The 20943-nt window shown below is 71.5% G+C and carries 21 protein-coding genes; 11 read left to right on the forward strand and 10 right to left on the reverse strand.

Translation table 11 applies throughout. The annotated features are described in order from the left end of the window. Positions 1–75 precede the first annotated feature (75 nt). The 6 genes from ACIBVQ_RS22425 (at position 76) to ACIBVQ_RS22450 (ending at position 5293) form a co-directional block, all read left to right on the forward strand. Positions 76–2526 (forward strand): nitrate- and nitrite sensing domain-containing protein, encoded by a 2451-nt coding sequence (locus ACIBVQ_RS22425; protein WP_399179651.1) that lies wholly within the window; start codon positions 76–78, stop codon positions 2524–2526. Between the two features lie 98 nt (positions 2527–2624). After that, a complete protein-coding gene (locus tag ACIBVQ_RS22430) occupies positions 2625–3053 on the forward strand; it encodes a roadblock/LC7 domain-containing protein (RefSeq protein WP_352012016.1) in 429 nt (142 codons plus the stop codon). Beyond that, positions 3050–3439: a DUF742 domain-containing protein gene (locus ACIBVQ_RS22435; protein ID WP_352012017.1), complete on the forward strand. Its 390-nt coding sequence runs from the start codon at positions 3050–3052 to the stop codon at positions 3437–3439. The genes ACIBVQ_RS22430 and ACIBVQ_RS22435 overlap by 4 nt, the downstream gene beginning before the upstream one ends. After that, positions 3420–4049 (forward strand): ATP/GTP-binding protein, encoded by a 630-nt coding sequence (locus ACIBVQ_RS22440; RefSeq protein ID WP_352012018.1) that lies wholly within the window; start codon positions 3420–3422, stop codon positions 4047–4049. Before ACIBVQ_RS22435 ends, ACIBVQ_RS22440 begins: the two co-directional genes overlap by 20 nt. 68 nt (positions 4050–4117) lie before the next feature. Continuing rightward, on the forward strand, positions 4118–4516 hold the full coding sequence (locus ACIBVQ_RS22445) for a hypothetical protein (protein ID WP_352012019.1): 399 nt from the start codon (positions 4118–4120) through the stop codon (positions 4514–4516). A 42-nt stretch (positions 4517–4558) separates the two neighbouring features. Beyond that, positions 4559–5293, forward strand: coding sequence for a UDP-galactose-lipid carrier transferase (locus ACIBVQ_RS22450; protein WP_362911763.1), 735 nt, complete (start codon positions 4559–4561; stop codon positions 5291–5293). A gap of 135 nt (positions 5294–5428) precedes the next feature. Here the strand turns inward: ACIBVQ_RS22450 and ACIBVQ_RS22455 are convergent, their stop codons facing one another. Genes ACIBVQ_RS22455 through ACIBVQ_RS22470 form a run of 4 tightly spaced genes read right to left on the reverse strand, consistent with a single transcriptional unit; the run spans position 5429 to position 9948 of the window. Beyond that, the gene (locus ACIBVQ_RS22455) at positions 5429–6052 is read right to left on the reverse strand and encodes a hypothetical protein (RefSeq protein ID WP_399179654.1); all 624 of its coding nucleotides are present in this window, start codon (positions 6050–6052) and stop codon (positions 5429–5431) included. Further along, positions 6039–7613 (reverse strand): VWA domain-containing protein, encoded by a 1575-nt coding sequence (locus ACIBVQ_RS22460; RefSeq protein ID WP_399179656.1) that lies wholly within the window; start codon positions 7611–7613, stop codon positions 6039–6041. The genes ACIBVQ_RS22455 and ACIBVQ_RS22460 overlap by 14 nt, the downstream gene beginning before the upstream one ends. Further along, positions 7610–8764, reverse strand: a complete 1155-nt coding sequence (locus ACIBVQ_RS22465) for a toxic anion resistance protein (protein ID WP_362911766.1) — start codon at positions 8762–8764, stop codon at positions 7610–7612. The genes ACIBVQ_RS22460 and ACIBVQ_RS22465 overlap by 4 nt, the downstream gene beginning before the upstream one ends. A gap of 2 nt (positions 8765–8766) precedes the next feature. Further along, entirely contained in the window at positions 8767–9948 is a 1182-nt protein-coding gene (locus ACIBVQ_RS22470) for a hypothetical protein (RefSeq protein WP_399179658.1), read from the reverse strand. A 131-nt stretch (positions 9949–10079) separates the two neighbouring features. Between ACIBVQ_RS22470 and ACIBVQ_RS22475 the strand changes: the two genes are divergently transcribed. Then, the gene (locus ACIBVQ_RS22475; protein ID WP_399179660.1) at positions 10080–10685 is read left to right on the forward strand and encodes a phosphatase PAP2 family protein; all 606 of its coding nucleotides are present in this window, start codon (positions 10080–10082) and stop codon (positions 10683–10685) included. A 52-nt stretch (positions 10686–10737) separates the two neighbouring features. Beyond that, positions 10738–11709 carry a hypothetical protein gene (locus tag ACIBVQ_RS22480; RefSeq protein WP_352012026.1) on the forward strand — a complete coding sequence of 324 codons (972 nt, stop codon included), beginning with the start codon at positions 10738–10740 and terminating at the stop codon, positions 11707–11709. Positions 11710–11790: 81 nt separating this feature from the next. Here ACIBVQ_RS22480 and ACIBVQ_RS22485 read toward each other — a convergent pair whose 3' ends face one another. Both ACIBVQ_RS22485 and ACIBVQ_RS22490 read right to left on the reverse strand, forming a co-directional pair. Beyond that, entirely contained in the window at positions 11791–12054 is a 264-nt protein-coding gene (locus tag ACIBVQ_RS22485; RefSeq protein ID WP_352012027.1) for a zf-TFIIB domain-containing protein, read from the reverse strand. A gap of 46 nt (positions 12055–12100) precedes the next feature. Next, complete coding sequence (locus tag ACIBVQ_RS22490; RefSeq protein WP_399179663.1) at positions 12101–13036, reverse strand: phosphotransferase family protein; 936 nt, start codon at positions 13034–13036, stop codon at positions 12101–12103. A gap of 43 nt (positions 13037–13079) precedes the next feature. Between ACIBVQ_RS22490 and ACIBVQ_RS22495 the strand changes: the two genes are divergently transcribed. The 3 genes from ACIBVQ_RS22495 to ACIBVQ_RS22505 all read left to right on the forward strand — a co-directional run bounded on the left by ACIBVQ_RS22495 (position 13080) and on the right by ACIBVQ_RS22505 (position 15297). Beyond that, entirely contained in the window at positions 13080–13979 is a 900-nt protein-coding gene (locus ACIBVQ_RS22495) for a TIGR03619 family F420-dependent LLM class oxidoreductase (protein ID WP_399179665.1), read from the forward strand. 24 nt (positions 13980–14003) lie between these two features. Next, complete coding sequence (locus tag ACIBVQ_RS22500) at positions 14004–14438, forward strand: nuclear transport factor 2 family protein (RefSeq protein ID WP_352012030.1); 435 nt, start codon at positions 14004–14006, stop codon at positions 14436–14438. A 106-nt stretch (positions 14439–14544) separates the two neighbouring features. Continuing rightward, complete coding sequence (locus tag ACIBVQ_RS22505; RefSeq protein WP_386188055.1) at positions 14545–15297, forward strand: HAD-IIA family hydrolase; 753 nt, start codon at positions 14545–14547, stop codon at positions 15295–15297. Between the two features lie 12 nt (positions 15298–15309). Here ACIBVQ_RS22505 and ACIBVQ_RS22510 read toward each other — a convergent pair whose 3' ends face one another. The 4 genes from ACIBVQ_RS22510 to ACIBVQ_RS22525 form a co-directional block, all read right to left on the reverse strand. Continuing rightward, positions 15310–16344 carry a TolB family protein gene (locus tag ACIBVQ_RS22510; protein WP_399179667.1) on the reverse strand — a complete coding sequence of 345 codons (1035 nt, stop codon included), beginning with the start codon at positions 16342–16344 and terminating at the stop codon, positions 15310–15312. Next, a complete protein-coding gene (locus ACIBVQ_RS22515; RefSeq protein ID WP_399179669.1) occupies positions 16341–17516 on the reverse strand; it encodes an MFS transporter in 1176 nt (391 codons plus the stop codon). The genes ACIBVQ_RS22510 and ACIBVQ_RS22515 overlap by 4 nt, the downstream gene beginning before the upstream one ends. 52 nt (positions 17517–17568) lie before the next feature. Continuing rightward, entirely contained in the window at positions 17569–20022 is a 2454-nt protein-coding gene (locus tag ACIBVQ_RS22520) for a N,N-dimethylformamidase beta subunit family domain-containing protein (protein WP_399179671.1), read from the reverse strand. A gap of 226 nt (positions 20023–20248) precedes the next feature. Continuing rightward, positions 20249–20722 carry a low molecular weight protein-tyrosine-phosphatase gene (locus ACIBVQ_RS22525; RefSeq protein ID WP_352012041.1) on the reverse strand — a complete coding sequence of 158 codons (474 nt, stop codon included), beginning with the start codon at positions 20720–20722 and terminating at the stop codon, positions 20249–20251. Positions 20723–20943: the final 221 nt, after the last annotated feature.

Consider the following 20943-nt stretch of genomic DNA (forward strand, 5'->3'; position numbering starts at 1 on the left):
GTCTATTCCTTCACACGTATTTATCGTCGTGAAACGATAATGTGACTTTCTCTCACTTTTGCCGGGATGGGTGCTATGCGCTTGCGCAATGCGCGTTTGCGGACCAAGGTCACGGCACTGCTGGTGTCACTTATCGCGCTGTGGGCCTTCACCGCATGGGTCACCGTACGTGAGGGCTTCAACATGCTGGGCGTGGCCAGGCTCGACGCGAGCGTCGCGGAACCGAGCGAGAAGCTGCTGGTCGAGCTGCAGAACGAGCGCAGGCTCAGCCTGATCTACCTCGGCACCTCGGGCTCGGCCCGCCAGCAGCGCGAGACCCTCAGCGCCCAGCGCAGACGCACCGAGGACGCGGTGGCCAACTTCAGGGCCCTCGCCCAGGGAGGCGACGTCCAGTGGCTCGGCGGCGACGCCCTCAACCGGCGCATCACGGAGACCGTCCAGAGACTCGACGGCCTGCGGCAGGGCCGCAAGGCCATCGACGCGGGCACCATCGACCGGCTCAAGGCGGCCGACGTCTTCACCGACGTCGTCGACTCCCTCTACCGGATCTACGACTCCATGGCGACGCTCGACGACGCCGCCATCGCCAAGGACACCCGGACGGTCATCGAGCTGAGCAGGGCAAGGGACCTTCTGGCCCTGGAGGACGCCGTCGCGGCGGGAGGCCTGACCGCGGGCCGCCTGACCGACGCCGAACGCGCCCTGTTCGCGCAGACCGTCGGCACCCGGCGCTTCCTCTTCCAGGACGCCCTCACCGAGCTGCCCGCAGCGGACCGGGCCATCTGCGACAGCCTGATCGGCAGCGAGCCCTTCACCCGCATGCGCGTCATGGAGGAGCAGCTCATGCGGGGCGGCGCGCCCGCCCCCACCGAGCCCGTCGACGCCCGGCAGTGGGCCGCCTCGACCCAGGTCGTGCTGGCCAAGTTCCAGGAGGTGGTGCTGAGCGCGGGAGACGGCGTCGTCCAGCGGGCCACCCCCGTCGCCACCGGCGTGATCGTACGGCTCTCGCTCGCGGGCGGACTCGGCCTGCTGGCCGTCATCGCCTCGATCGTCCTGTCCATCACCACCGCACGGACCCTGGTCCAGCAGCTCGACAAGCTCAGGGTCGCCGCCTGGGACCTGGCCAACGAGCGGCTGCCCTCCGTGGTCGAGCGCATCGGCCACGGCGAGGACGTCGACATCGCGGCGGAGGCGCCGCCGCTGGAGTTCGGCAACGACCAGATCGGCCACGTCGGCCAGGCCTTCAACGCCGTACAGCGCACCGCCGTCAAGGTCGCGGCCGAGCAGGCGCAGCTACGGCGTGACATCGCGGACATCCTGCGCAACCTCGCCCGCCGTACCCAGTCGCTGGTCCACCGGCAGCTGAGTGTCCTGGACATCATGGAACGGCGGGAGGACGACCCGCAGGAACTGCGTGACCTGTTCCGCCTCGACCACCTGGCGACCCGCATGCGGAGATACGCCGAGAACCTCCTGGTGCTGTCCGGGGCCGCCCCCGGACGCGCCTGGCGCGACTCGGTGCCGATGATCGACGTGGTCCGCGGCGCGCTGGCCGAGATCGAGGACTACACCCGGGTCGACGTGCTGCCGCTCGGCGAGGTCGCGCTGGACGGGCGGGCCGTCGGCGACGTCATCCACCTGGTCGCCGAGCTGGTGGAGAACGCCGCCGCCTTCTCCCCGCCCTACACGACGGTGCAGGTCAGCGGATACTCCGTGGCCCACGGGCACGCCCTGGAGATCGAGGACCGGGGCCTGGGCATGAGCCAGGAGGACATCGACGCCGCCAACGAGCGGATCGCGAACCCGCCGGAGCTCAAGCTGTCGGGCAACGCCCGCCTGGGCCTCTACGTGGTCAGCCGCCTGGCCGAACGGCACGAGATCCGGGTGACGTTCAAGGCCTCGCCGTACGGCGGCACGACCGTGGTGGTCCTGCTGCCCCAGGAGCTCATCAAGGAACAGGCGGAGCGGGAGCCGGAACCCGCCGTCGCGGTGCCGCAGCCCCGCACGGTCGGCGTGGGAGGCCCGGGAGGGCCGCCGGCCCAGCCGGCACCGTACGCCGGACCCCGCGCGGCGACCCAAGGCGGGCACCAGGCAGCGCCTCAGCCGCCGCAGGGGCCACGGAACCGGGGCGCTGATCCGCTGACGGGCACCGGCCAGGACGGCGCCGGGCGGCGCGAGACGCGCCCGGCCACCCACAGGAGGATTCCGGGAGGAGTGCAGGAGCCCCAGGTGGGCGAGGGCGGTCCCGGTACGGCGCTGCCCCCCGTCCTGCCTCCCCCCGACACCAGCCACACGCCTGGCGGCCTGCCGCGGCGCGTGCCGCAGACGCACCTCGCCGCACCGCTGCAGGAGGACGAGCCCGCGCCGCGGGGGCCGGGCACCGAAGATCCGGACGAGCGTTCCCCGGAGATGATCCGCACGGCCATGGCGTCCTTCCAGGACGGCACCCGCCGGGGGCGTTCGGACGCGGCACAGCTGCTCGACAAGGAGGATGACCGCGCCGACGGGGGCGGATCCCGCGGGTGAGAACCGGGACCGTCCCGGATCTCCGCCGCGCCGATCCGGTGCAGACGGGCCGCCAGAGACACACGATCGAACGCCCACCGGCAGAAAGAGGACTACGAGTGGTGCAGGGAACAGGATCTTCCACCGACCTGGCCTGGTTGCTGGACGATCTCATCGAGCGGGTCGGAGAGGCCGAACACGGCATCGTCTTCTCCACCGACGGTCTGTTGCTGGCGACCTCGGCGGAGTTCGACCGGTCGGACGCCGAACACCTGGCAGCCGTCGGATCGGCGATCCAGAGCCTTGGCAAGGGCGTCAGCGACCGGGTCAACGGAGGCGCGGTACGTCAGACCATCATCGAGATGCGTTCCGCCTACCTGATCGTGACCGCGGCGGGCCAGGGCGCCTGCCTGGCGGTGCTCTGCACGAACGAGGCCGACGTGGGCCTGGTGGCCTACGAGATGGCCATGCTCGTCGCGCGGGTCGGCCAGTACCTCATCTCGCCCGCCAGAACGGCGGAGCCGGTCAAGGACGACGTACCACGATGAACGACCCCTTCGAGGAGCTGCCCGACACGCAGTGGGTGGGTGACGATGCCGGGGCGATCGTCCGGCCGTACATCCTGACCCGCGGCAGGACGGAACCGGCCAGCGGCAGATTCGACCTCGTCACACTGGCGGTGGCCGTCAGAGCCCTGTCGCAGCGGGACACCGGGCTCGATCCTGAGTGCCTGGCCATCGTGCGGCTCTGCCTGCAGCCGCAGTCGGTCGCAGAGATCGCCGCGCACATCAACCTTCCGGCGGGCACGGTCCGTGTCCTGCTGGGCGACCTGCTCGACCAGGGCTACATCGCCCTGCAAGAGCCGCATTCGGAGACCGACATGCAAGACGAGAGGCTGTACAGGGCGGTGCTCGATGGACTCCGTGCGCTCTAGCCGCGACGCGGGCCGGATCAAGCTGCCCAGGGCGATCAAGATCCTGGTCGCGGGAGGCTTCGGCGCGGGGAAGACGACCCTGGTCGGCTCCGTCTCCGAGATAGCGCCGCTGAGCACCGAGGAGACGCTGACCAACAGGGGCGTCGGCATCGACGACCTGTCCGGCGTCGAGAGCAAGCGGACGACCACGGTCGCGATGGACTTCGGCCGCATCACCATCGGCGACGCCTACCGGCTCTACCTCTTCGGCACCCCCGGCCAGGAGCGGTTCTGGTTCCTCTGGGACGAGCTGGCGCTCGGCGCGCTCGGCGCGGTCGTCATCGCCGACACCCGCAGGCTGGCCGACTGCTTCCCCTCCCTCGACTACTTCGAGCGGCGCCAGACGCCCTTCATCGTCGCGGTGAACTGCTTCGACGACTCCCGCCGCTACGACCTGGAGGAGGTACGGCTCGGCCTCACCCTCCACGAGGACATCCCGATCGTGATGTGCGACGCCAGGCAGCGGGAGTCGGGCAAGGAGGTGCTGATCGCCCTGGTCGAGCACGCGATGCGGACGCGTCTCGGCGCGACGGTCGGAGGGGACCTTCACGGGGGCGCGGTCTCCCAGTGAGGGATCCCGCCGGGCGCGCCGTACGGCCAGGTGCGGCACCGGCGGTCCCGGTCGCTAGTGTGGCCTGCGTGGTTCACCGAACGCGGGCCGTCGCGGCCGTACTGACGGTTCTGCTGACCGGCCTGGCGGGTCTGGTCACCGGCTGCGGTGCCGGAGGCGCCGTCTACAACTTCGGCACCGTCGTGCGCGGGGAGGCGGGCAGGACCGTCGAGGTCGGCCTCCCCCTCGGCAGGCGCTTCTCCCTCGCCGTGACCGACGGCGCCGCGGGCTGGCGGCTCGCGGCCCTGCCGGACGCCAGGGTCGCCTCCTTCATCAGTCAGGAGCGGCGGACCGAGGACGGGCGCGCGACCCGCTACTTCGTGTTCAACGCCAAGTATCGCGGCACGGCCACCATCACCCTCCTCGCCTGCGCCGACTGCGCGGACGGCGGGCGGGAGCAGGCGACCTTCAAGATCACCGTCACCTGAGCCGGTGGCGGTCCCGCCGCCTTCGATGTCAGGCTTGGGGTCATGAACCACCGTTTGTCCGATGTCGATCTCTCCCAGAAGCTCTCCAAGAAGGAGGCCACGGAACGGCTCGACGCCGCCCTCGAACGGCTGCTGCGGCTGAGACTCATGCTGGGCGGGCAGATCGGCGAGCGCCGCATCGGCCCGCCGGTGTGCGTGGTGTTCGAAGGCTGGGACGCCTCAGGCAAGGGCGGGGCCATCAAACGCCTCGTGCGTCCCCTCGACCCCCGGCACGTACGGGTCGCCCAGTTCGCCGCGCCGACCTACGACGAGAAACGGCACCACTTCCTGTGGCGGTTCTGGCCGGTGCTGCCCGGCTGGGGAGGGATGACCGTGCTCGACCGCTCCTGGTACGGGCGGGTGCTGGTCGAGCGGGTCGAGGGGTTCGCCACCGAGGAACAGTGGTCGCGGGCCTACGACGAGATCGTGGAGTTCGAGCGGTCCCTCGTCGCCGAGGGCATGATCATGGTCAAGTTCTGGATGCACGTCTCGCCGGAGGAACAGCTACGGCGCTTCGAGGACCGGGCGGGTGACCCGCTGCGGGTCTGGAAGCTGACCGACGAGGACTGGCGCAACCGCGAGAAGCGCCCGCAGTACGAGGCCGCCGTCGAGGAGATGCTCGCCCGCACCGACCGGCCCCGCGCGCCCTGGCACGTCGTCCCCGGCGACGACAAACGACTGGCCCGCGTCGTGGTGGCGGAAACGGTCTGCGCCGCGATGGAGGAGAAGATGCTGTGACATCCGCCCCGCCTGGCGGCGTCGCGGGCCTGGGTGCTTTCGGGCCGGTGCTTTCCCTCGTCGCTCATCCGCTTCGCTCCTTCGCTCCTCGGTCCAGGCACCGACGCGCCCAAGCCGAAGCGCCTGGTCGGAGGACTAGAGATCCAGCTCTGAGGAGGTGAAGCGGTCGCGGAGGAAGCGGCCGTGGTCTCTCAGGGCCTGGTCGTCGCCCCTGTGCACGGCCTGGGCCACCTCGCCCAGTTTGGTCTCCAGCAGGCCGAGCTGGGCGAGCAGTTCCTCGTGGGCGCTGCGTTCGCGTTCCGAGCGGCGGCTCAGCGCGTAGGAGCGGGGCAGGTTGGCGTAGGCCTCCAGGCTGGAGGGCAGATAGTCGCGGATCGTCTGGGAGACGACGTGCAGGTGGTCGGGGGAGGTGGTCAGCGCCTCCGCCCGGCCGAGGACGCCGTCGAGCACCTCGGCCAGGGCGCCGACCCTGGCCTGCACGTCCTCGGGAAAACGCGCCGAGCCGTGCACCTTCCGCCGCAGCGCCTCCAGGTCGGTCCTGAGCAGGCCCGCCTCGACCTCGGCGTTGGAGACGGCCAGCCTGATCCGCTCCGGCGGGGCCAGCAGCGCGCCGACGCCGTACAGACCGGCGACGACCAGCGGCCAGAACGCGCCCGCCAGGCCGAGCAGGTGGGCGCCGAGACCGGCCAGGGCCAGGACGCATCCGGTGATGTTCCTGGTCGAGCCGAGATACCTCAGCACCCGCTCACTGGTAGCCACGGATCTCCTTGAACGCCGCGGCCAGTGACCCGTCGCGGGCGTCGAAGACGGCGCCGCCGGTCAGCGTGGCGATCTGCCTCATCTCCTCGACGTCGCTGTCGCCGAACAGCACCACGAACGTCCTGGTCCGCCGCTGCTCGCCGGGCAGCGCCCGGTAGAAGGCGGCGAAGTCGTCGTAGGAGATGCCGTCGGTGTTCTCGCCGTCGGTCATCAGCACCACCGACGTGTAGTGCCCGTCACCGGCCGTCGCCGCCTGCTGGTACGCGGTGCGCAGCCCGTCGAAGATCGCCGTCCCGCCCTCGATCCGCAGGCCCTGCGCGTAGGACTTGATCTCGTTGAGGACCGGCTGCGGATTCCCCTCCGGGAGGGTGAACGACTTCGGCTGCCCGACCGAGCCGCTGAACGGGATCATGATCACGTTCTCCCGGTCGCGGAAGCGGGAGAACGTGCCGGAGGCCGAGGTGTCGGCGCCGGTGAGGGTGACCAGCGCCCGGCGCAGGTTCTCGATCCTGTCGCCCTCCATCGACCCCGAGACGTCCAGCACGAACAGGGCCCGGGAGGGGACACGCGCCTCGTCGAGGTAGGCGGTGATCAGCCCGTCCGCGGTGCTCCTGCGGTTGGGGAAGGGCAGTTCGAGCAGCGGCGCGGTGCCGAACTCGGGGCCGGGCCGTACCTGTGGCACGGTGGGCCGCCTGTGGGTGGTGGTCATGATCTGCCGCTGGATGTCCGGGGTGCGCAGCCAGGAGGTCAGCCTGCCGTACAGCTCCCGCTTCTCCTGGGTGGCCGAGGCCAGCAGGGTCAGCGGGTAGTCCGCGGTGACCACCCCGTCGCTCGGGTAGATCAGGCTCATCCCCTTGACGCCCAGCAGCACCGACTCGTAGTTCACCAGGCCGTCGACCCCGCCGTCCCTGGCGTAGGCCTCGGCCAGCCAGCCGGAGGAGCCCGAGGTCAGCCGCTGGGCGGAGAAGAACTGCTTCAGCTTGGGCGTGACCGCCGTGACCTGCTCCGGGCTCAGCGCCTCCCCGGCGTCCGACAGCGCCGCGGCCACCCCGACAAGCGCGGAGAATCCGGAGTTGGACGAGGCCGGGTTGGTCATGCCGAAGGTGAAGCGTCCCTGCTGGGCGGCGTCCGCGATCTGCTGCCAGCTGACCGGTCTGCCCTCCCAGCCGAGTTCGCGTGCCTTGGCCGTCCTGAGGCCGAGCAGCACGGGGGAGGACATGATCCTGGTCTCGGTGGACAGGCGGCCCTTGGCGCCGTCGATCAGCGACAGGTAGCGGTTGGAGGAGAACCAGATCGCGTCGTAGGAGCCGTCCGCGTCGCCCCTGGCCACCTGCTCGGCGCCGTCCAGGGTGCCGGCGTAGGAGATCCGCACCTTCACCCCCGAGTTCCGCAGCATCGGTTCGAGGTCCTTGACCTCGCTTCCCGCCAGCACCCTGAGGACGTCGGGGCCGTCCTCGACCTCGTCGCCCGTTCCGTTCGAGCACGCCGCGAGCGCGGTCACGCAGAGCAGCGCGAGCGCCACCGTCAACCGGGCCGTACGACGGCCTGCGAGACGCCTCATCGGGCCCCCTCGGCGCGCTCAAGGTAGGTCCTGGCGTGCGCCAGCTCGGTGTTCAGGCTCTCCACGGTGGTCGCCATGCTCTCCACGGCCTGCGACCTGAAGCCGTCGATCATGTCCATGGTCGCGTAGACGTTGTCGAAGGCCCTGCGCAGCACGTCCATGTCGACGACCGTCGAGGCCGCCTGGTTCTGGATCGCCCCCGCCTGGGTGCGCAGCATCTCACTGGTGGCCAGGATCAGGTCGCCGGTCGTCGCGTTGAGCGCGGTGATCTGGTCGAGCACCAGCTTCTGGTTGGTCAGCGCCTGGGCGACGGTGACCGCGGTGCGCAGCGCGGCGACCGTCGTGGTCGTGGCGCGGTCGACGCCCTTGCTGAGTTCGAGGTTGTTCTTGCGGACCAGGTCGAGGGCCAGATACCCCTGAACGGAGACCGCGAGCTGGGTGAGGATGTCCTGGTGCCGCTGCCGTACGGTGAACAGGGCGTCAGAGCGCAGCGCGGTGGCCTTCTCCGGGTCGGAGGCCTCCAGGACGAGGACGCGCCCCTCAAGCTCGCGGTCGAGCTCGGCGGCCATCACGGCGTACTCCTGCAGGCGGGTCATCGTCTCCCACAGGTTGGCCTTCTCGCCCTCGATGGCGGCGTTGTCCTTCAGCAGCTCGTCCTGGCCGGACTTCAACGCCCTGATGATGTCGTCCAGGTGCTGCTGCGCGGAGCGGTACCTGGCGAAGTAGTCGCGCAGCCGGTCGCCGAACGGGATGAGCCCGAGCAGCTTGCGCGGGCCGCTCGCCGCCTGCCTGGGGTCGAGGTCGACCACCGTACGGCGCAGCGCGACCAGCCGGTCGGCCACCCGGCCCTGGGCGTCCGCGCTCTCGCCCTTGGCCGAGGCCAGGGCGGTCACCGGGCGCTTGAGCATCCGGTTGGCCGTCTGGGAGGCGGAGCGGATCTCGCCGTCCCCCATGGAGGAGATGTCGTTCACCTTGCGGGTGAAGTCAGGGGCCCTGTGGTCGAGCGCGGCCAGTTCGTCGGCGAACCGCCGCGCCTTGGCGGCGAGTTCGTCCGCGCGGCCCTCGGCCAGCGGCAGCATGGTCGCCGCCGCGGACGGGGAGACGGCCGTGACCGGGGCCGGGGGGGTGAGCACCAGTTCGTTCTCGGCCACCTTCAGCGCACTCCTTCCGAGGCTTTTTCCGGCGCTTTTTCCGGGGCTTCCTGACGTCCCGGGCTGCCCGGGTTTCCCTGCTGGGGCACGGCGCCGCTGGCGTACAGCCGGTCGATGTTCGTGATGAGCCCCTCCAGGTGCTCGTAGGTGGGGGGTTCGACCACGTCGACCAGGTCACGCGCCGCCGGGGCGCCGGACTTGGCGACCAGAGCGGTGAAGGCCGCGGGGTCCGCGGTGCGGAAGCCGTACCTGGCGGCCAGGCCCCGCAGCCCGGGGTCCTCGGTCAGCAGCTTGCCGACCCGCGAGCCGTCGGCGGTGAGGGGCACCAGCGTGTGCTTGCTCAGCACGGTCGGCGACGGGTAGAGCAGCCGCATCCCGGGTTTGATCGAGCCGTCCCCCGCGAAGACGTGGGAGAGGTACTGGGCTTCGTAGATCATGACCATCGGCGTCTTGCCCGACCCCATGACCAGGTAGTCGTCGAAGGGGGCCTCGGAGGAGGCCTGGGAGTAACCCTGGTCGAGGAAGATCGGCGCCACGGTCCTCGCCACCCCGGTCACCTGCGCGGTGCTGTTGACCACGTCCTCGCCGTTGGCGACGTAGCTGGTGATGGCCAGGTACATGGCCGCCGAGTTGGAGGTCCTGACGTCGGTCGTGGTCAGCAGCACCCGTTTGCGCGCCGGATAGGCGGTGTTGCCGGGCAGCTTGTCCCAGCGGGTGCCCTTGGCGGCCAGGTCGAGATACTTGGCGACGTCGAACACCGGGTAGCCGTGCCCCGAGTCACGCACCAGGCCCGCCTTCGTCAGCAGGTCGGCGATCGGCTGGAAGGTCGCGATGGCCATGGGGGAGTAGAAGGGGGAGAAGACGGTGGAGACCCCGCGGTCCTTTCTGATCTTCTCGGCGGCGGGAAGGCTTGAGGGAAAGGCGAACGCGTAGCCGTCGAGTTTGACCTCGGTGGCGATCTGCCGGGAGCCCGCGGTGTCCACCTCGACCCGCAGGCCGTGTTTGGCGAACGCGGCACGGACCTGAGGATCCTCGAAGAAGGGCTTCTTCTCCGAGCCGATCACCCCGCGCACCGTCACCAGGCCGCCACCTGGGCCTTCGTCGTTCCTGTTGCCCAGGACGACGGCCACGACGACCGCGGCGCCGAGCAGCAGCGCGAGGACGACACCGATCGACCGTTTCATTCCACCCCATTTCTACAAATAGCATCTCTTGTTGGAATTATCGGAGGAGGGGAAACGAACGCGCGCCGGATGCCGGGGTATGCATGAGAATTAAGAGGCCGTTCATTCTTTCGTCATCTGGAAAGGCCGTCATGCGACTGAGATCCCGGCTGGGCGCACTGGACCGGCGGGTGTTCGCGGCGGTCGCGGACGCCAGGCTCCCCGGCCTCGAACGCCTCCTGCCCGCCCTGTCGCGGGCGGCCGACCACTCGCTGCTGTGGGCGGGGGTCGCCGGGGGATGCGCGCTCAGCGGCCGTGCGCCGCTGCGCCGCGCGGCCACCCGGGGGCTGCTCGCGATCGGGGTGGCCAGCCCGACGGTGAATCTGGTCTGCAAGCGGTTCTTCGGCCGCTCCAGGCCCTCCCTGGAGGGCTTCCCGCTGGCCCGGCTGATCAGGGTGCCCGCCTCGGCCTCGTTCCCGTCCGGGCACTCGGCCTCGGCCGCCGCCTTCGCCACCGCCGTGGCGATGGAGGCTCCGCTGCCCGTCGCCGCCCCCGTCACGCTTCTCGCGGCGGCGGTCTGCTTCTCGCGGGTCTACACCGGCGTGCACTACCCGGGCGACGTGTTCGCCGGGGCCGGGGTCGGTGTGGCGGCCGGGGTGCTGACCCGGCGGCTGTGGCCGGCCGTACGTCTGCTGAGGGCCGCGCGCATCAGGGGAATGGCCCCAGGAAACGCCGTAAACGAGGCGGAGGATGACTGATCGGGTTTTTCACGTTTGACGGGTCGTGACAGGCCCGGCGATAGTTGGGCAGGTGACTGCCCCCCGACTGATCTCATGCGCCGTGGTCACCACGATGGCCCTGAGCGCCTGCACCACCGTAAGCTCGAACGATCCCGTGGTCGGCGGCCCGACCGCCGGCGGTGTGGTCGGAGAGGGAACCGGACCCGTCGTGGGATCGGACCCGGCCACCGCGCCGACGGTCGTCGAGCTCACGGCCGACGCCTACCGCGCCGAACTGAACAAGGCGCGCGGCCCCATCAGGGACGCCATCAGGAAACTGAACGACACCGGAGGCAAGGGCCTCGGCGAACGGCTCGAACGGACGGTCTCCACGATGGAGAGCGCCGTCTCGGGCCTGGAGGCCCTCGTCCCGCCGTCCGACGTCAAGGTCCAGCACGGCAACTACGTGGGCGCGCTCAGAAGTCTCACGAGCGCGCTGTCCGACGCCAAGGAGGACGTCGAGGCGCAGGACGTGTGCACCGGGCCCGCGGTGCTGACGGGGGCCGACGAGAGCGGACGCCTCTCGCCGGTGCGCGACAGCGGCCGCGCGCTGACCGGCTATCCGGCCGACGTCGTCTCCGTGAAGGTCAGCGGCGAGCGGTCGCGCCGCTTGGGCAACGGCTCCTACATCTCCTCCGAGAGCCGCCCGGGACGCGCCTACCTGGAGCTGAAGAACGGCAACAACAGGGACGCGGTCGTCGTGCTGACACGCGGCAAGAAGAAGGTGATCTCGGTCTACGTCCGCAAGAAGTCGTCGTTCAAGATCAAGGGGGTGCGGGACGGCACGTACAAGGTCTACTACACCCTCGGCGTCGACTGGGACTCCAGGGCCCGCGCCTTCAGCCGCTCGTGCACCTTCGAGCAGTTCGGCAAGTCCGTCAAGTTCAGGACCACCCGCACCTGGTCGCAGATCCGCTGGACCAACTGGACGCTGACCCTCAACGCCGTCGTCGGCGGCACCGTACGGCCCAGGCACATCAAACCGAGCGAGTTCCCCAGCTGACCCTCCGGGGGCCGGGAACGACGAGACCGCGACCTCCGTCGCGAGATCGCGGTCCCGGCCTCTCCGGTGGCCCGTAGGGCGTCAGCTGGAGAACAGCATGCCCACCCAACTGCGGCGGTGGTGACCGTAGTGACCGTGGTGCGGCGCGCCCCAGCCCGGAGCCCCGTGCTGCATGGGCGGCGGCGGGGGAGGCGGGGGAGCGGAGTGGTACTGGCTCTCGATCCGGGTCAGCGTCTCCAGCTCGCCGTAGTCCAGGAAGATGCCGCGACAACTGTCGCACTGGTCGATGTGGACACCGTTGCGCTCATAGGTGCGCATGTTGCCCCGACACTTCGGGCACTGCATCTGGCCGATCTCCTTGTCCTAGGGTTGCTTTTGGCGTAACCACAACCTACTGCGTGGGCACACTATGGCAGGCGGTTCGGAACTGGACAATCCTCTGACAGGTGTCGACGAGTGTCTGTTCGACCTCGTCCAGTGGCCGCCCCTCCCGCTCCGCCGCGATCACGGCCGCCGCGGTGAGCTGCACGGTCATCGCCTGAGCCGGGAGGTTCAGCCGTTCCCACGGGTCGCCGTCCACACCCGCGGCGAGCCCGCCGGCCGCCCGGTAGGCGGTCAGGAAACGGTGCCAGACGGCCGGGTCGAGCAGCCCGGCGGCGAACCAGGCCGCGGGCCTGGCCAGGTCCCAGGCCTGGTCGCCGACCCCCAGGTCGTCGACGTCGATGAGGATCCACCCCTCCCCGGTCCTGACGAGCTGGCCCATGTGCCAGTCACCGTGGGTGAGCCCCGTCGCCTCGGGGGCGGGGGCGGCGTCCAGGGCCGGAAGGCAGGCCAGCGCGACCAGGGCGGCCCGCGCCGCGGCCGAGGGGTTGCCCCGCAGCCGGGCGGCCATGGCGGCCACCTTGCCCGGTCCGCCCGCGGCGGGCAGCGGCGGCAGCGCCCCGGCCGGTACGGCGTGCAGCCGGGCCAGCAGCCGCGCCGACTCCTCCCAGGGGGCCGCCTCGGGGGCGGCGGGATCGACCGGGGTGCCCGCGGGCCACACGGTGACCAGCCTGCCGCCCACCGAAAGCACCTCCTCGGTCACGGGCCCGAGCATGCTCCCGCGCAGCGCCGGGTGCGCCACGGCCCGCATCCGCCGTTCGAGCGGCTCGCGCGGGGCGCCGGGGGCGTGCGCCTTCACCACGACGCCGCCCGCCCGGACGATGACCACGTCCGGCCTGGTCGGCACCACCTCGGCGGGGCCGGTGCCGTACCGGGCGGCGACACGGCCGAGCCCGGCCATGAGATCGTCGTCGGGGCCGTCGTGAAAGTCCTCACTGTCGCTCACCCGGCAAGTGAACCACCGATCCGGGCCCGCGTAGGGTGCTGGCATGAGGATCGGATTCGCGGCGCCGCTGTCCGGGGCCTGGGCCTCACCGGCCAACATGGTGCGGATCGCCCGCAGGGCCGAGGAGCTCGGCTACCACGAGCTGTGGACCTTCCAGCGGCTGCTGTACCCGCGGGGCCACGGGATGGACCTGGTCTACCGCAGCGTGCACGACCCGGTGGTGACGCTGGCCTACCTGGCGGGGGTCACCGAGCGGATACGGCTCGGCGTCGCGGTGCTCAACATGCCCTTCGCCTCGCCGCCGCTGCTGGCCAAGCAACTGGCCAGCCTGCAGGCGGTCTCCGGCGGGCGGCTTGACGCCGGGCTCGGGCTCGGCTGGATGCCGGAGGAGTTCGCCGCCTCCGGGGTGCCCCTCGAACGGCGGGGGCGGCGCGCCGAGGAGTACATCGGCCTGCTGCGGCGGCTGTGGTCGGAGGAGACGGTCGAACACCGGGGCGAGTTCTACGAGTTGCCGCCCGCGCACCAGGACCCCAAGCCGCCCACGCCGCCGCCCATCCTGCTCGGCGGGAGCGCCGAGGTGGCGCTGCGGCGGGCGGGCCGGCTCGCGGACGGCTGGATCGGTTCGAGCCGTGAGGACCTGGGCCGCGTCGACAAAAAAATCTACATTGTAAAGGAGGCGGCGCGTGCGGCGGGCAGGGACGCCGAGACGCTGCGCTTCGTCACCCGGGGCGTCACCCGGGTCAGGCCGGGGGGAGAGGCCGAGCGCGCCCCGCTGACCGGATCGTTCGAGGAGATCAGACGGGACGTGGCCGCCCTTGAGGCCAAGGGCGTCACCGAGGTCTTCCACGACCTCAACTTCGATCCGGAGATCGGTTCGCCCGACGCCGACCCCCGTGAGTCGATGCGCAGGGCGGAGGCCGCGCTGGAGGCCCTCGCACCCTGACCTGGTGTTGGGTTGGATGGGGACATGAGGGAACGGGAGATCGCGGACCGGCTGGAGATCGCCGACCTGCTCGCCAGATACGCCCACGTCCTGGACGCCGGAGACTGGGCACGCCTCGACCTCGTGTTCACCGCGGGCGCGGTGCTCGACCACACCTCGGCGGGCGGCGTCCGGGGCACCCGCGAGGAGGTCAGGCGGTGGCTGGCCGAGACGCTGTCGCGCTGGCCGGTGCGGCACCACCTGATCGGCCTGCCGGTCGTCAGGTTCGAGGGGGACGAGGCCGAGGTGACCGTCCCCTACACCGGCACGCTCGTCCCTCCCGGAGGCGTCCTGGACGCCGGCCTCGTCCGGCACGGCGGCTGGCACCACCACCGCCTGGTCCGCACGCCGTACGGCTGGCGCAGCGGGGAGCTGGTCGAGGAACAGGCCTGGCGTGTGACGGGGGACGGCGGCGTGTGAAGCATGCCGGACCTGTCATTCTTAGTTGCGTGATGTCGTATCTGTCGGGCCGTAACGCGGGGGAACGGTGAAAGAAAGCAAGCCGATCGAGTGCTGGCTGTCGGACATGGACGGGGTCCTCGTCCACGAAGGACACCCCGTTCCCGGCGCGGACGAGTTCGTCCGCCGCCTGCACCAGTCGGGCAGGCGTTTCCTCGTGCTCACGAACAACTCCATCTACACCCCCCGGGACCTGTCCGTACGGCTGCGTGCCGTCGGCCTGGAGATCCCGCCGGAGTCGATCTGGACCTCCGCGCTGGCCACGGCGCGGTTCCTGGACGGTCAGCGGCCCGGCGGCTCGGCCTACGTGATCGGTGAGGCGGGGCTGACGACCGCCCTGCACGAGGCCGGTTACGTGCTGACCGACATCGACCCCGACTACGTGGTGCTCGGCGAGACCCGCACCTACAGCTTCACCCAGATCACCCGGGCCATCCGGCTCATCGAGGGCGGCGCCCGCTTCATCGCGACCAACCCCGACCCGGTCGGCCCGTCGAGTGAGGGGTCGCTGCCCGCGTGCGGCGCGGTCGCGGCGATGATCACCAAGGCGACCGGCGTGCAGCCGTACTTCGTCGGCAAGCCGAACCCGATGATGATGCGCAGCGCGCTGCGGGCCATCGAGGGGCACAGCGAGACCACCGCCATGATCGGCGACCGGATGGACACCGACATCGTCTCCGGCATGGAGGCCGGGCTGCACACGATCCTGGTGCTCAGCGGTGTCACGTCCAAGGACGAGATCGAGCGGTACCCCTTCCGCCCGTCCCGGGTGGCCGACTCGGTCGCCGACCTGATCGATCTGATCGACGCCGACGTCTGACGCCGCCCGGGGTCAGCGCAGCGGCATCTCGGAGGCGGGGGCGCGGGCGGTCGGCGAGTCGGCGTCCGGGATGAACAGGCGCGGCGCGCCGCCGCTCAGGGACACCACCCAGACGTCGGCGTCGCGGCCGCCCGCGCCCCCCTTCGGCACCGCGTACATCACATGGTCGTCGTCGAGCCACGCCGCCTGGTCGTCCACGCTGCGGGTCTCCGCGAGCGGGGTCTCGGCGCCGGTCGCGAGGTCGAGGGAGTGGAAGCGCCAGACGTCGGTGTTGAGCCCGGTCCGTTTCTTGTAGACCAGGCGCCCGCCGTCCGGCGACAGGGACGGGCACTCGGCGTTCTCCCGCAGGGCGGTCAGGGTGCGCCGCCCGATGTCGCCCTCGACGAGGTACCTGCGGTCCTGGGTGGCCACGGTGGCGAAGAAGCGCTCCCCGCCGGGGACGAACGTCACACCCCACACGTTGCGGTCGGCGTTGTCGTTCGGCCGCCCGTTCAGCAGGAACGTGAACCGTTCGACGTTGCCGACCGGGTCGCCGCCGACCCGGCCGATGAGGGTCTCGGTCGAGAAACCGTCGGAGAGGTAGGAGTGCCCCGTCACGAAGGTCGTCGTCGCGTAGTAGCGGCCGTCCTCGGAGATCCGGGCGCGGCTCGGGATCCCGGTGACCGGGGCCTCCCCTTCGGGCCGGAGCCGCTCGTCCAGCAGGGTGACGGCGAACGGCTGGATCGGGTTGCGCGTCTGGCGCAGGCAGAGGCCGCCCGCGGGGGAGGCGGCCGTGCGCTCGCAGCGGGGCGGCAGGACGACGCGCTCGCGCCGCACGTCGGCGGCCGGGAGCACGGCGAGGTGGCCGAACCCGGGTCCCGGGCGCAACGACCGGAACACGACCTGCCGGCCCTCGGGCAGTTCGGCCCGGCCGTCGCCCGCGGCGCCGGTCGCCCCCGCGCGCAGCACCGAAAGGACGACGTAGCCCACGGCAACGGCGGCGACGAGGACCGCGGCCGTCTTGATGAGCCTGTCGTTCCCGGTCCCGCGCGCGCTGGGCTGGGTCATCGGGCCTCCGTACGGCGGTCGCGGGCTCGTGTGATCATCGGTACGGCGGTGAGCAGGGCGGCGGTGAGGGCGGCGGCGAAGACCCACACGGCGGTCTCGCCCTCGGCGACCGTCCAGATCGCGCCGAAGGCCACCGCGCCCAGGGCCCGCCCGCCCGCGACCGCCGTCTGGACGACGGAGATCCCGGTCGCCGTCAGCCCGGCGGGCAGCATGGGGGCGGCCGCGGCGGGCAGCACGCCGTCGGTCGCCGCGTAGTAGGCGCCGAGGAACGCCAGGCACAGCACGGCCCCGGCGACGCCTCCGGCCAGGATCGCGGCGAGGTAGGCGCACAGCAGCAGGCCGTACCCGGCGGCGAAGACGCGGTTCCTGCCGTGACGGTCGGAGAGCCTGCCGAACGGCACGGCAAGGGCGAGGTAGACCAGGCTCGTGCCGACGAACAGCAGCGGGAACCAGCGGGTCGTGACCGACTCGCCGCGCAGCAGGACGAGGTAGAGGAAGCCGTCGCCGATCGTCGCCGCCGACAGCACGGCGGCGGCGCAGAGAAGCCGCAGGAACCCGCCGATCCGCAGCAGCGCCGCGACGTCGCGGGGCGAGAGCGGCCCGGACGGGGACGAGGTGTGCTCCGGTACGCGCTGCAGGAACAGCAGCACGCCGAGGACCGCGGCGCAGAACGAGACGACGAAGACCATGTCGAAGTCGCCCGGCGCGAGCGCGAGCAGCCCGAAGGCGGCGACGGGGCCGAGCAGCGCGCCGGTCGCGTCAAGGGCCCGGTGCACGCCGAAGGACCTGCCGAGCCGGTCGGGGGGAGCCGCGGTGGCGATGAGCAGGTCACGCGGCGCGGTCCGCAGCCCCTTGCCCGCGCGGTCGACCGCGACCGCGGCCGACAGCGCCCCCGCGCCGGCCACGGGCAGCAGCATCAGCTTGGCGGCGGCCCCGAGGGCGTACCCCGCGCCCGCCACGAGCTTGGGACGGCGCAGCCGGTCGGCGAAGAAGCCGCCGAGCAGCCGGACCAGGACGGTCGCGCCCTGGTAGAGACCGTCCAGCATGCCGTACGCCAGAGGGGTGAGCCCCAGGGCGAGCGTCGCGAACAGCGGCAGGACGGCCGTCACCATCTCGGAGGAGACGTCGGTGATCAGGCTCACCAGGCCCAGGACCACGACGACCCGGGGCACGGGGGCTCTCGGCCCCGTGCCGCGCGGGATGTCGCGTACCGATACGTACACCTCAGCCGGTGCCCGGGAGCGGTCCGTCGGTGGAGAAGGCGTTCAGGACGTTGCCGGTGATGGTGGAGATGTCGTTGTCGTAGTGGTTGTAGAACAGGCTGCCCGCCCAGGAGATCGAACTGGCGGAGAAGACCGCGCCCCCCTTGGGGTAGAAGGTGAGGGCCACGTCGCCGCGGACCAGCCAGTTGACGGTGCCGCCCTCCATGAGGTTGGCCGTGTTGTTCTCCTCCTTGACGAACATGTACTCGTCGCCGAAGCCGGTGCCCGAGCCCAGGACGACGGTGTTGTCCGGGGTGCCGAGGGCGTAGTCGGCGCGGTCGAGTTCCTCGCCCATGGGGCCGCCCCTGCTCTGCAGGGAGTCGAAGTCGCCGATGGGGCCGGTGGCCTTGACGCCGTCGAAGACCCAGGCCGCCCTGGGGTCGTGGCTCTCGGGGGAGCGGTCGAGGGGGCGGCTGTACAGGCCGGTTCCCAGCCGTGAGCCGAAGCCCTGGGCGGTGAAGCCGACGCCGACCAGCTGCTGCGGGGGTCTGCCGCGGAAGCGCCACAGGCCGCCGAACTCGCCGGTGGTGTTGTGGTAGTACTCGCCGGGGGCGCTCTGCCAGGCCTCGGTGCCGTCGTGCCTGCGTAGTTCGGTGTAGGTGCCGGTGCGGTCGAGCGGGGTGACCCAGTAGAAGCCGTTGCCGCCCAGGTACATCAGCCTGCCGCCGTCGTTCAGCCAGCCCTCCAGGGCGTCGAGCATGGGTTCGGAGGTGTACTCGGGGTGGCTGCCGGTGACGACGACCTGGTAGTCGTCCAGCAGTTTCCTGCCCTCCCGGTGCAGGTCGTGGTCGGTGACGTAGTCCACGGTGCGGCCGGTGGACTCCAGCCAGTCGATGATGTGGGTGTCGGCCTCGAACTGCCACGGCCTGCCCTCGCCCTTCGGGCCGGTGGAGAGCGGGCGCAGGTTGGTGATGGGCCGCAGCGCGGAGGAGTAGACCACGCCGCTGCCGTCGCTGTGCCGGGAGTACTGGCTCATCCCGCTCGTCAGGCCGCCCGTCATCCCGTAGGCCAGGTAACTGAAGGTCGGCACCAGCAGGGCGACCTTGGAGGTGGCCTTGCCCCGCTTGGGGCGCACCACGAAGGTCGCGTGGTAGACGCGTCCGTCGGCCTCCAGCTTGGCCGCGTACACGCCGCTGCGGGCGTCGGCGGGCACCCGCCAGGTGAAGGCGCTCTCCCAGGCGGCGTCGCCCAGGTCGTCGTCGTGGAAGTACAGTGCCCCGTACTGCCCGGGCGCCCGCCTGAAGTTCTGCTCGTCGGCCTGCCAGTTGTGCCCGGTGACGGCGCGGACCGGCAGGTTGACCGTACGGCCGCGCAGCCGGTTGGGGGAGACGTCCACGACCTGGTCGGTGTCCATCCGCTGGGAGAAGTCGAGGGCGAGCGCCGCCCGCCCGGCCGGGCCGCCGTCGCGCAGGGCCTGGACCTCCCGCTCCTCCAGCGCCCGGCCGTACACCCGGGGGGCGTCGACCTTGCCGTTGTAGAACCCGGTCGGCCGGTCCTGGGCTCCCTGGTAGGCGGCCACCAGCAGCGGGGCGGTGGCGTCTCTCAGCCCGCGGGCCTCGATCGTGCGGGTGACGACGGCCTGGGAGTCGTTGGGGTGGCCGGTCAGCGGGTACTGGTACAGCCTCACCTTCCCGGTCCCGGCGTCGTAGGAGACCGCGGCGAAGTACCAGCCGGAGGAGTTCACGTGCTGCGGCCGTACGGCGCCGCCGGGCTCGACCCCGCGCAGCGCCGGGGCCCACGGCTTGAGCCGCACGCCGGTGCTCACCGTGTGGGCCTGCCCGGACCGGTCGGTCAGCCGCAGGCCGAGCCCGCCGTCCCGGTCCACGAACATGCCGTATCCGGCCTGTTCCCTCTCCGACCACTTGGTCACGATCCCCTGCGCGGCCCCGGTGCCGACGGGGGTCCGCCGGTAGGCGACGGGGTTGAGCTCGGAGCCGGGGACGGTGGTCGGCGCGATCCACGCCGTGATGGTGAAGCTTCCGCCGAGCCGCAGGGCGGGGGCGTCCGGGACGCTCACGTACGAGCCGACGGGGAGGGTCTGGTGACGGCCGGGGTACTCCTTGTTGACGGCGGACTCGATGACCTGCTCCTTGAGGCCGGGTCCGCGCGGGTCCGCGTCGCCGTGCACCACCCGGACCATCGTCGCCCTGAAGGTGGGGCTCTTCGTGCTCACCATGAACTTCACGGACTCACCCGGCTGGACGCTCAGCCGGTCCGGATAGCCGCTGATCCCCAGGGCGTCCAGCGCCTCCTGGGGCGTGCCCGGATCGACGGGAAGCGGGAGAGGGTCGACCTTCGGGGTCTGGGGCCAGGCCGCCGCGGTCCCCACTCCCGTGGCCAGGGGGCTGGAGCCGCCGATCGCGACGGCCAGAGCCGTGACCAGCAGTGCCGTCCTCAGTCGTCTGCGCGCGATCACTCGATCACCTCTCTGCCGGCCCTGGAACCGTGGTCACCCGGAGGCTGCGCGCCGTCTCGACCGGCACGCGGCCTCCGTCACCTCGCGGAGAACGTGCGATGCTAAAGACTTCGCTTCAAGTTAGAACAAAGGGTAAGAACGTGCTAGAGGGTGCGTATCGCCCTGCTGGCCGATAGTGGTCAGCGGGCGGTACCCGGTTCCACCGTGTTCTTCGTGGGGAGCGAGGTCAGCGCAGCGTGGCCGCCAGGTGCTTGGCCAGGCCCTCCGAGGCGGCCCGCACCATCTCCAGCACCTCGGTGAAGCCCGTGCGGCCCCCGTAGTAGGGGTCGGGCACCTCGGCGTCCCGCGGCGCCGCCGGATCGAAGGAACGCAGCAGCCGTACGTCGGCCCCCGCCGGGGCCAGGCGGCGCAGCACCCGCAGGTTGTCCCGGTCCATCGCCAGCACCAGGTCCACCTCGCCGAACCAGCCCGCCAGGAACTGCCTCGCCCGGTGCGCGGAACCGTCGTAGCCGTGCTCGGCCAGCACCTCCGAGGCCCGCTGGTCCATCGGGTCACCCTGGTGCCAGCCTCCCGTGCCCGCGCTGTCGACCGTCACCAGATCGCCGAGCCCGTGGTCGGCCAGGGTGTCCCTCAGGACGACCTCGGCCATGGGGGAGCGGCAGATGTTTCCCAGGCACACCAGACACACGCGATAACTCATGTCCCCAGCATGCCGCCCCGCCGGTTCCCCCGGAGCGGGAGCCCCCGCGGGAACGGCGGGGCCACATCGGGTGCCGGGCGGGCCGTGTGAGACGCCGAGGCGGGGGCGGGGCGGGGGGGCCCCCCCCCCCCCCCCGGGGGGGGGGGGGGCCCCCGCGCGGGGGGGGGGGGGCCCCCCCCCGGGCCCCCCCCCGGGGAGCCCCACCCCGTGGGGCCCCCCCA

Origin of the sequence: Streptosporangium sp. NPDC049376 (genome assembly GCF_044466505.1) — a bacterium.
In the GTDB taxonomy this organism is placed as follows: Bacteria; Actinomycetota; Actinomycetes; order Streptosporangiales; family Streptosporangiaceae; genus Streptosporangium.

Coding starts and splice junctions, on each gene's coding strand:
- ACIBVQ_RS22425 (WP_399179651.1), top strand. CDS start 76: ATGCGCTTGCGCAATGCGCGTTTGCGGACCAAGGTCACGGCACTGCTG.
- ACIBVQ_RS22435 (WP_352012017.1), top strand. CDS start 3,050: ATGAACGACCCCTTCGAGGAGCTGCCCGACACGCAGTGGGTGGGTGAC.
- ACIBVQ_RS22440 (WP_352012018.1), top strand. CDS start 3,420: ATGGACTCCGTGCGCTCTAGCCGCGACGCGGGCCGGATCAAGCTGCCC.
- ACIBVQ_RS22450 (WP_362911763.1), top strand. CDS start 4,559: ATGAACCACCGTTTGTCCGATGTCGATCTCTCCCAGAAGCTCTCCAAG.
- ACIBVQ_RS22460 (WP_399179656.1), bottom strand. CDS start 7,613: ATGAGGCGTCTCGCAGGCCGTCGTACGGCCCGGTTGACGGTGGCGCTC.
- ACIBVQ_RS22470 (WP_399179658.1), bottom strand. CDS start 9,948: ATGAAACGGTCGATCGGTGTCGTCCTCGCGCTGCTGCTCGGCGCCGCG.
- ACIBVQ_RS22475 (WP_399179660.1), top strand. CDS start 10,080: ATGCGACTGAGATCCCGGCTGGGCGCACTGGACCGGCGGGTGTTCGCG.
- ACIBVQ_RS22485 (WP_352012027.1), bottom strand. CDS start 12,054: ATGCAGTGCCCGAAGTGTCGGGGCAACATGCGCACCTATGAGCGCAAC.
- ACIBVQ_RS22495 (WP_399179665.1), top strand. CDS start 13,080: ATGAGGATCGGATTCGCGGCGCCGCTGTCCGGGGCCTGGGCCTCACCG.
- ACIBVQ_RS22500 (WP_352012030.1), top strand. CDS start 14,004: ATGAGGGAACGGGAGATCGCGGACCGGCTGGAGATCGCCGACCTGCTC.
- ACIBVQ_RS22505 (WP_386188055.1), top strand. CDS start 14,545: ATGGACGGGGTCCTCGTCCACGAAGGACACCCCGTTCCCGGCGCGGAC.
- ACIBVQ_RS22510 (WP_399179667.1), bottom strand. CDS start 16,344: ATGACCCAGCCCAGCGCGCGCGGGACCGGGAACGACAGGCTCATCAAG.
- ACIBVQ_RS22525 (WP_352012041.1), bottom strand. CDS start 20,722: ATGAGTTATCGCGTGTGTCTGGTGTGCCTGGGAAACATCTGCCGCTCC.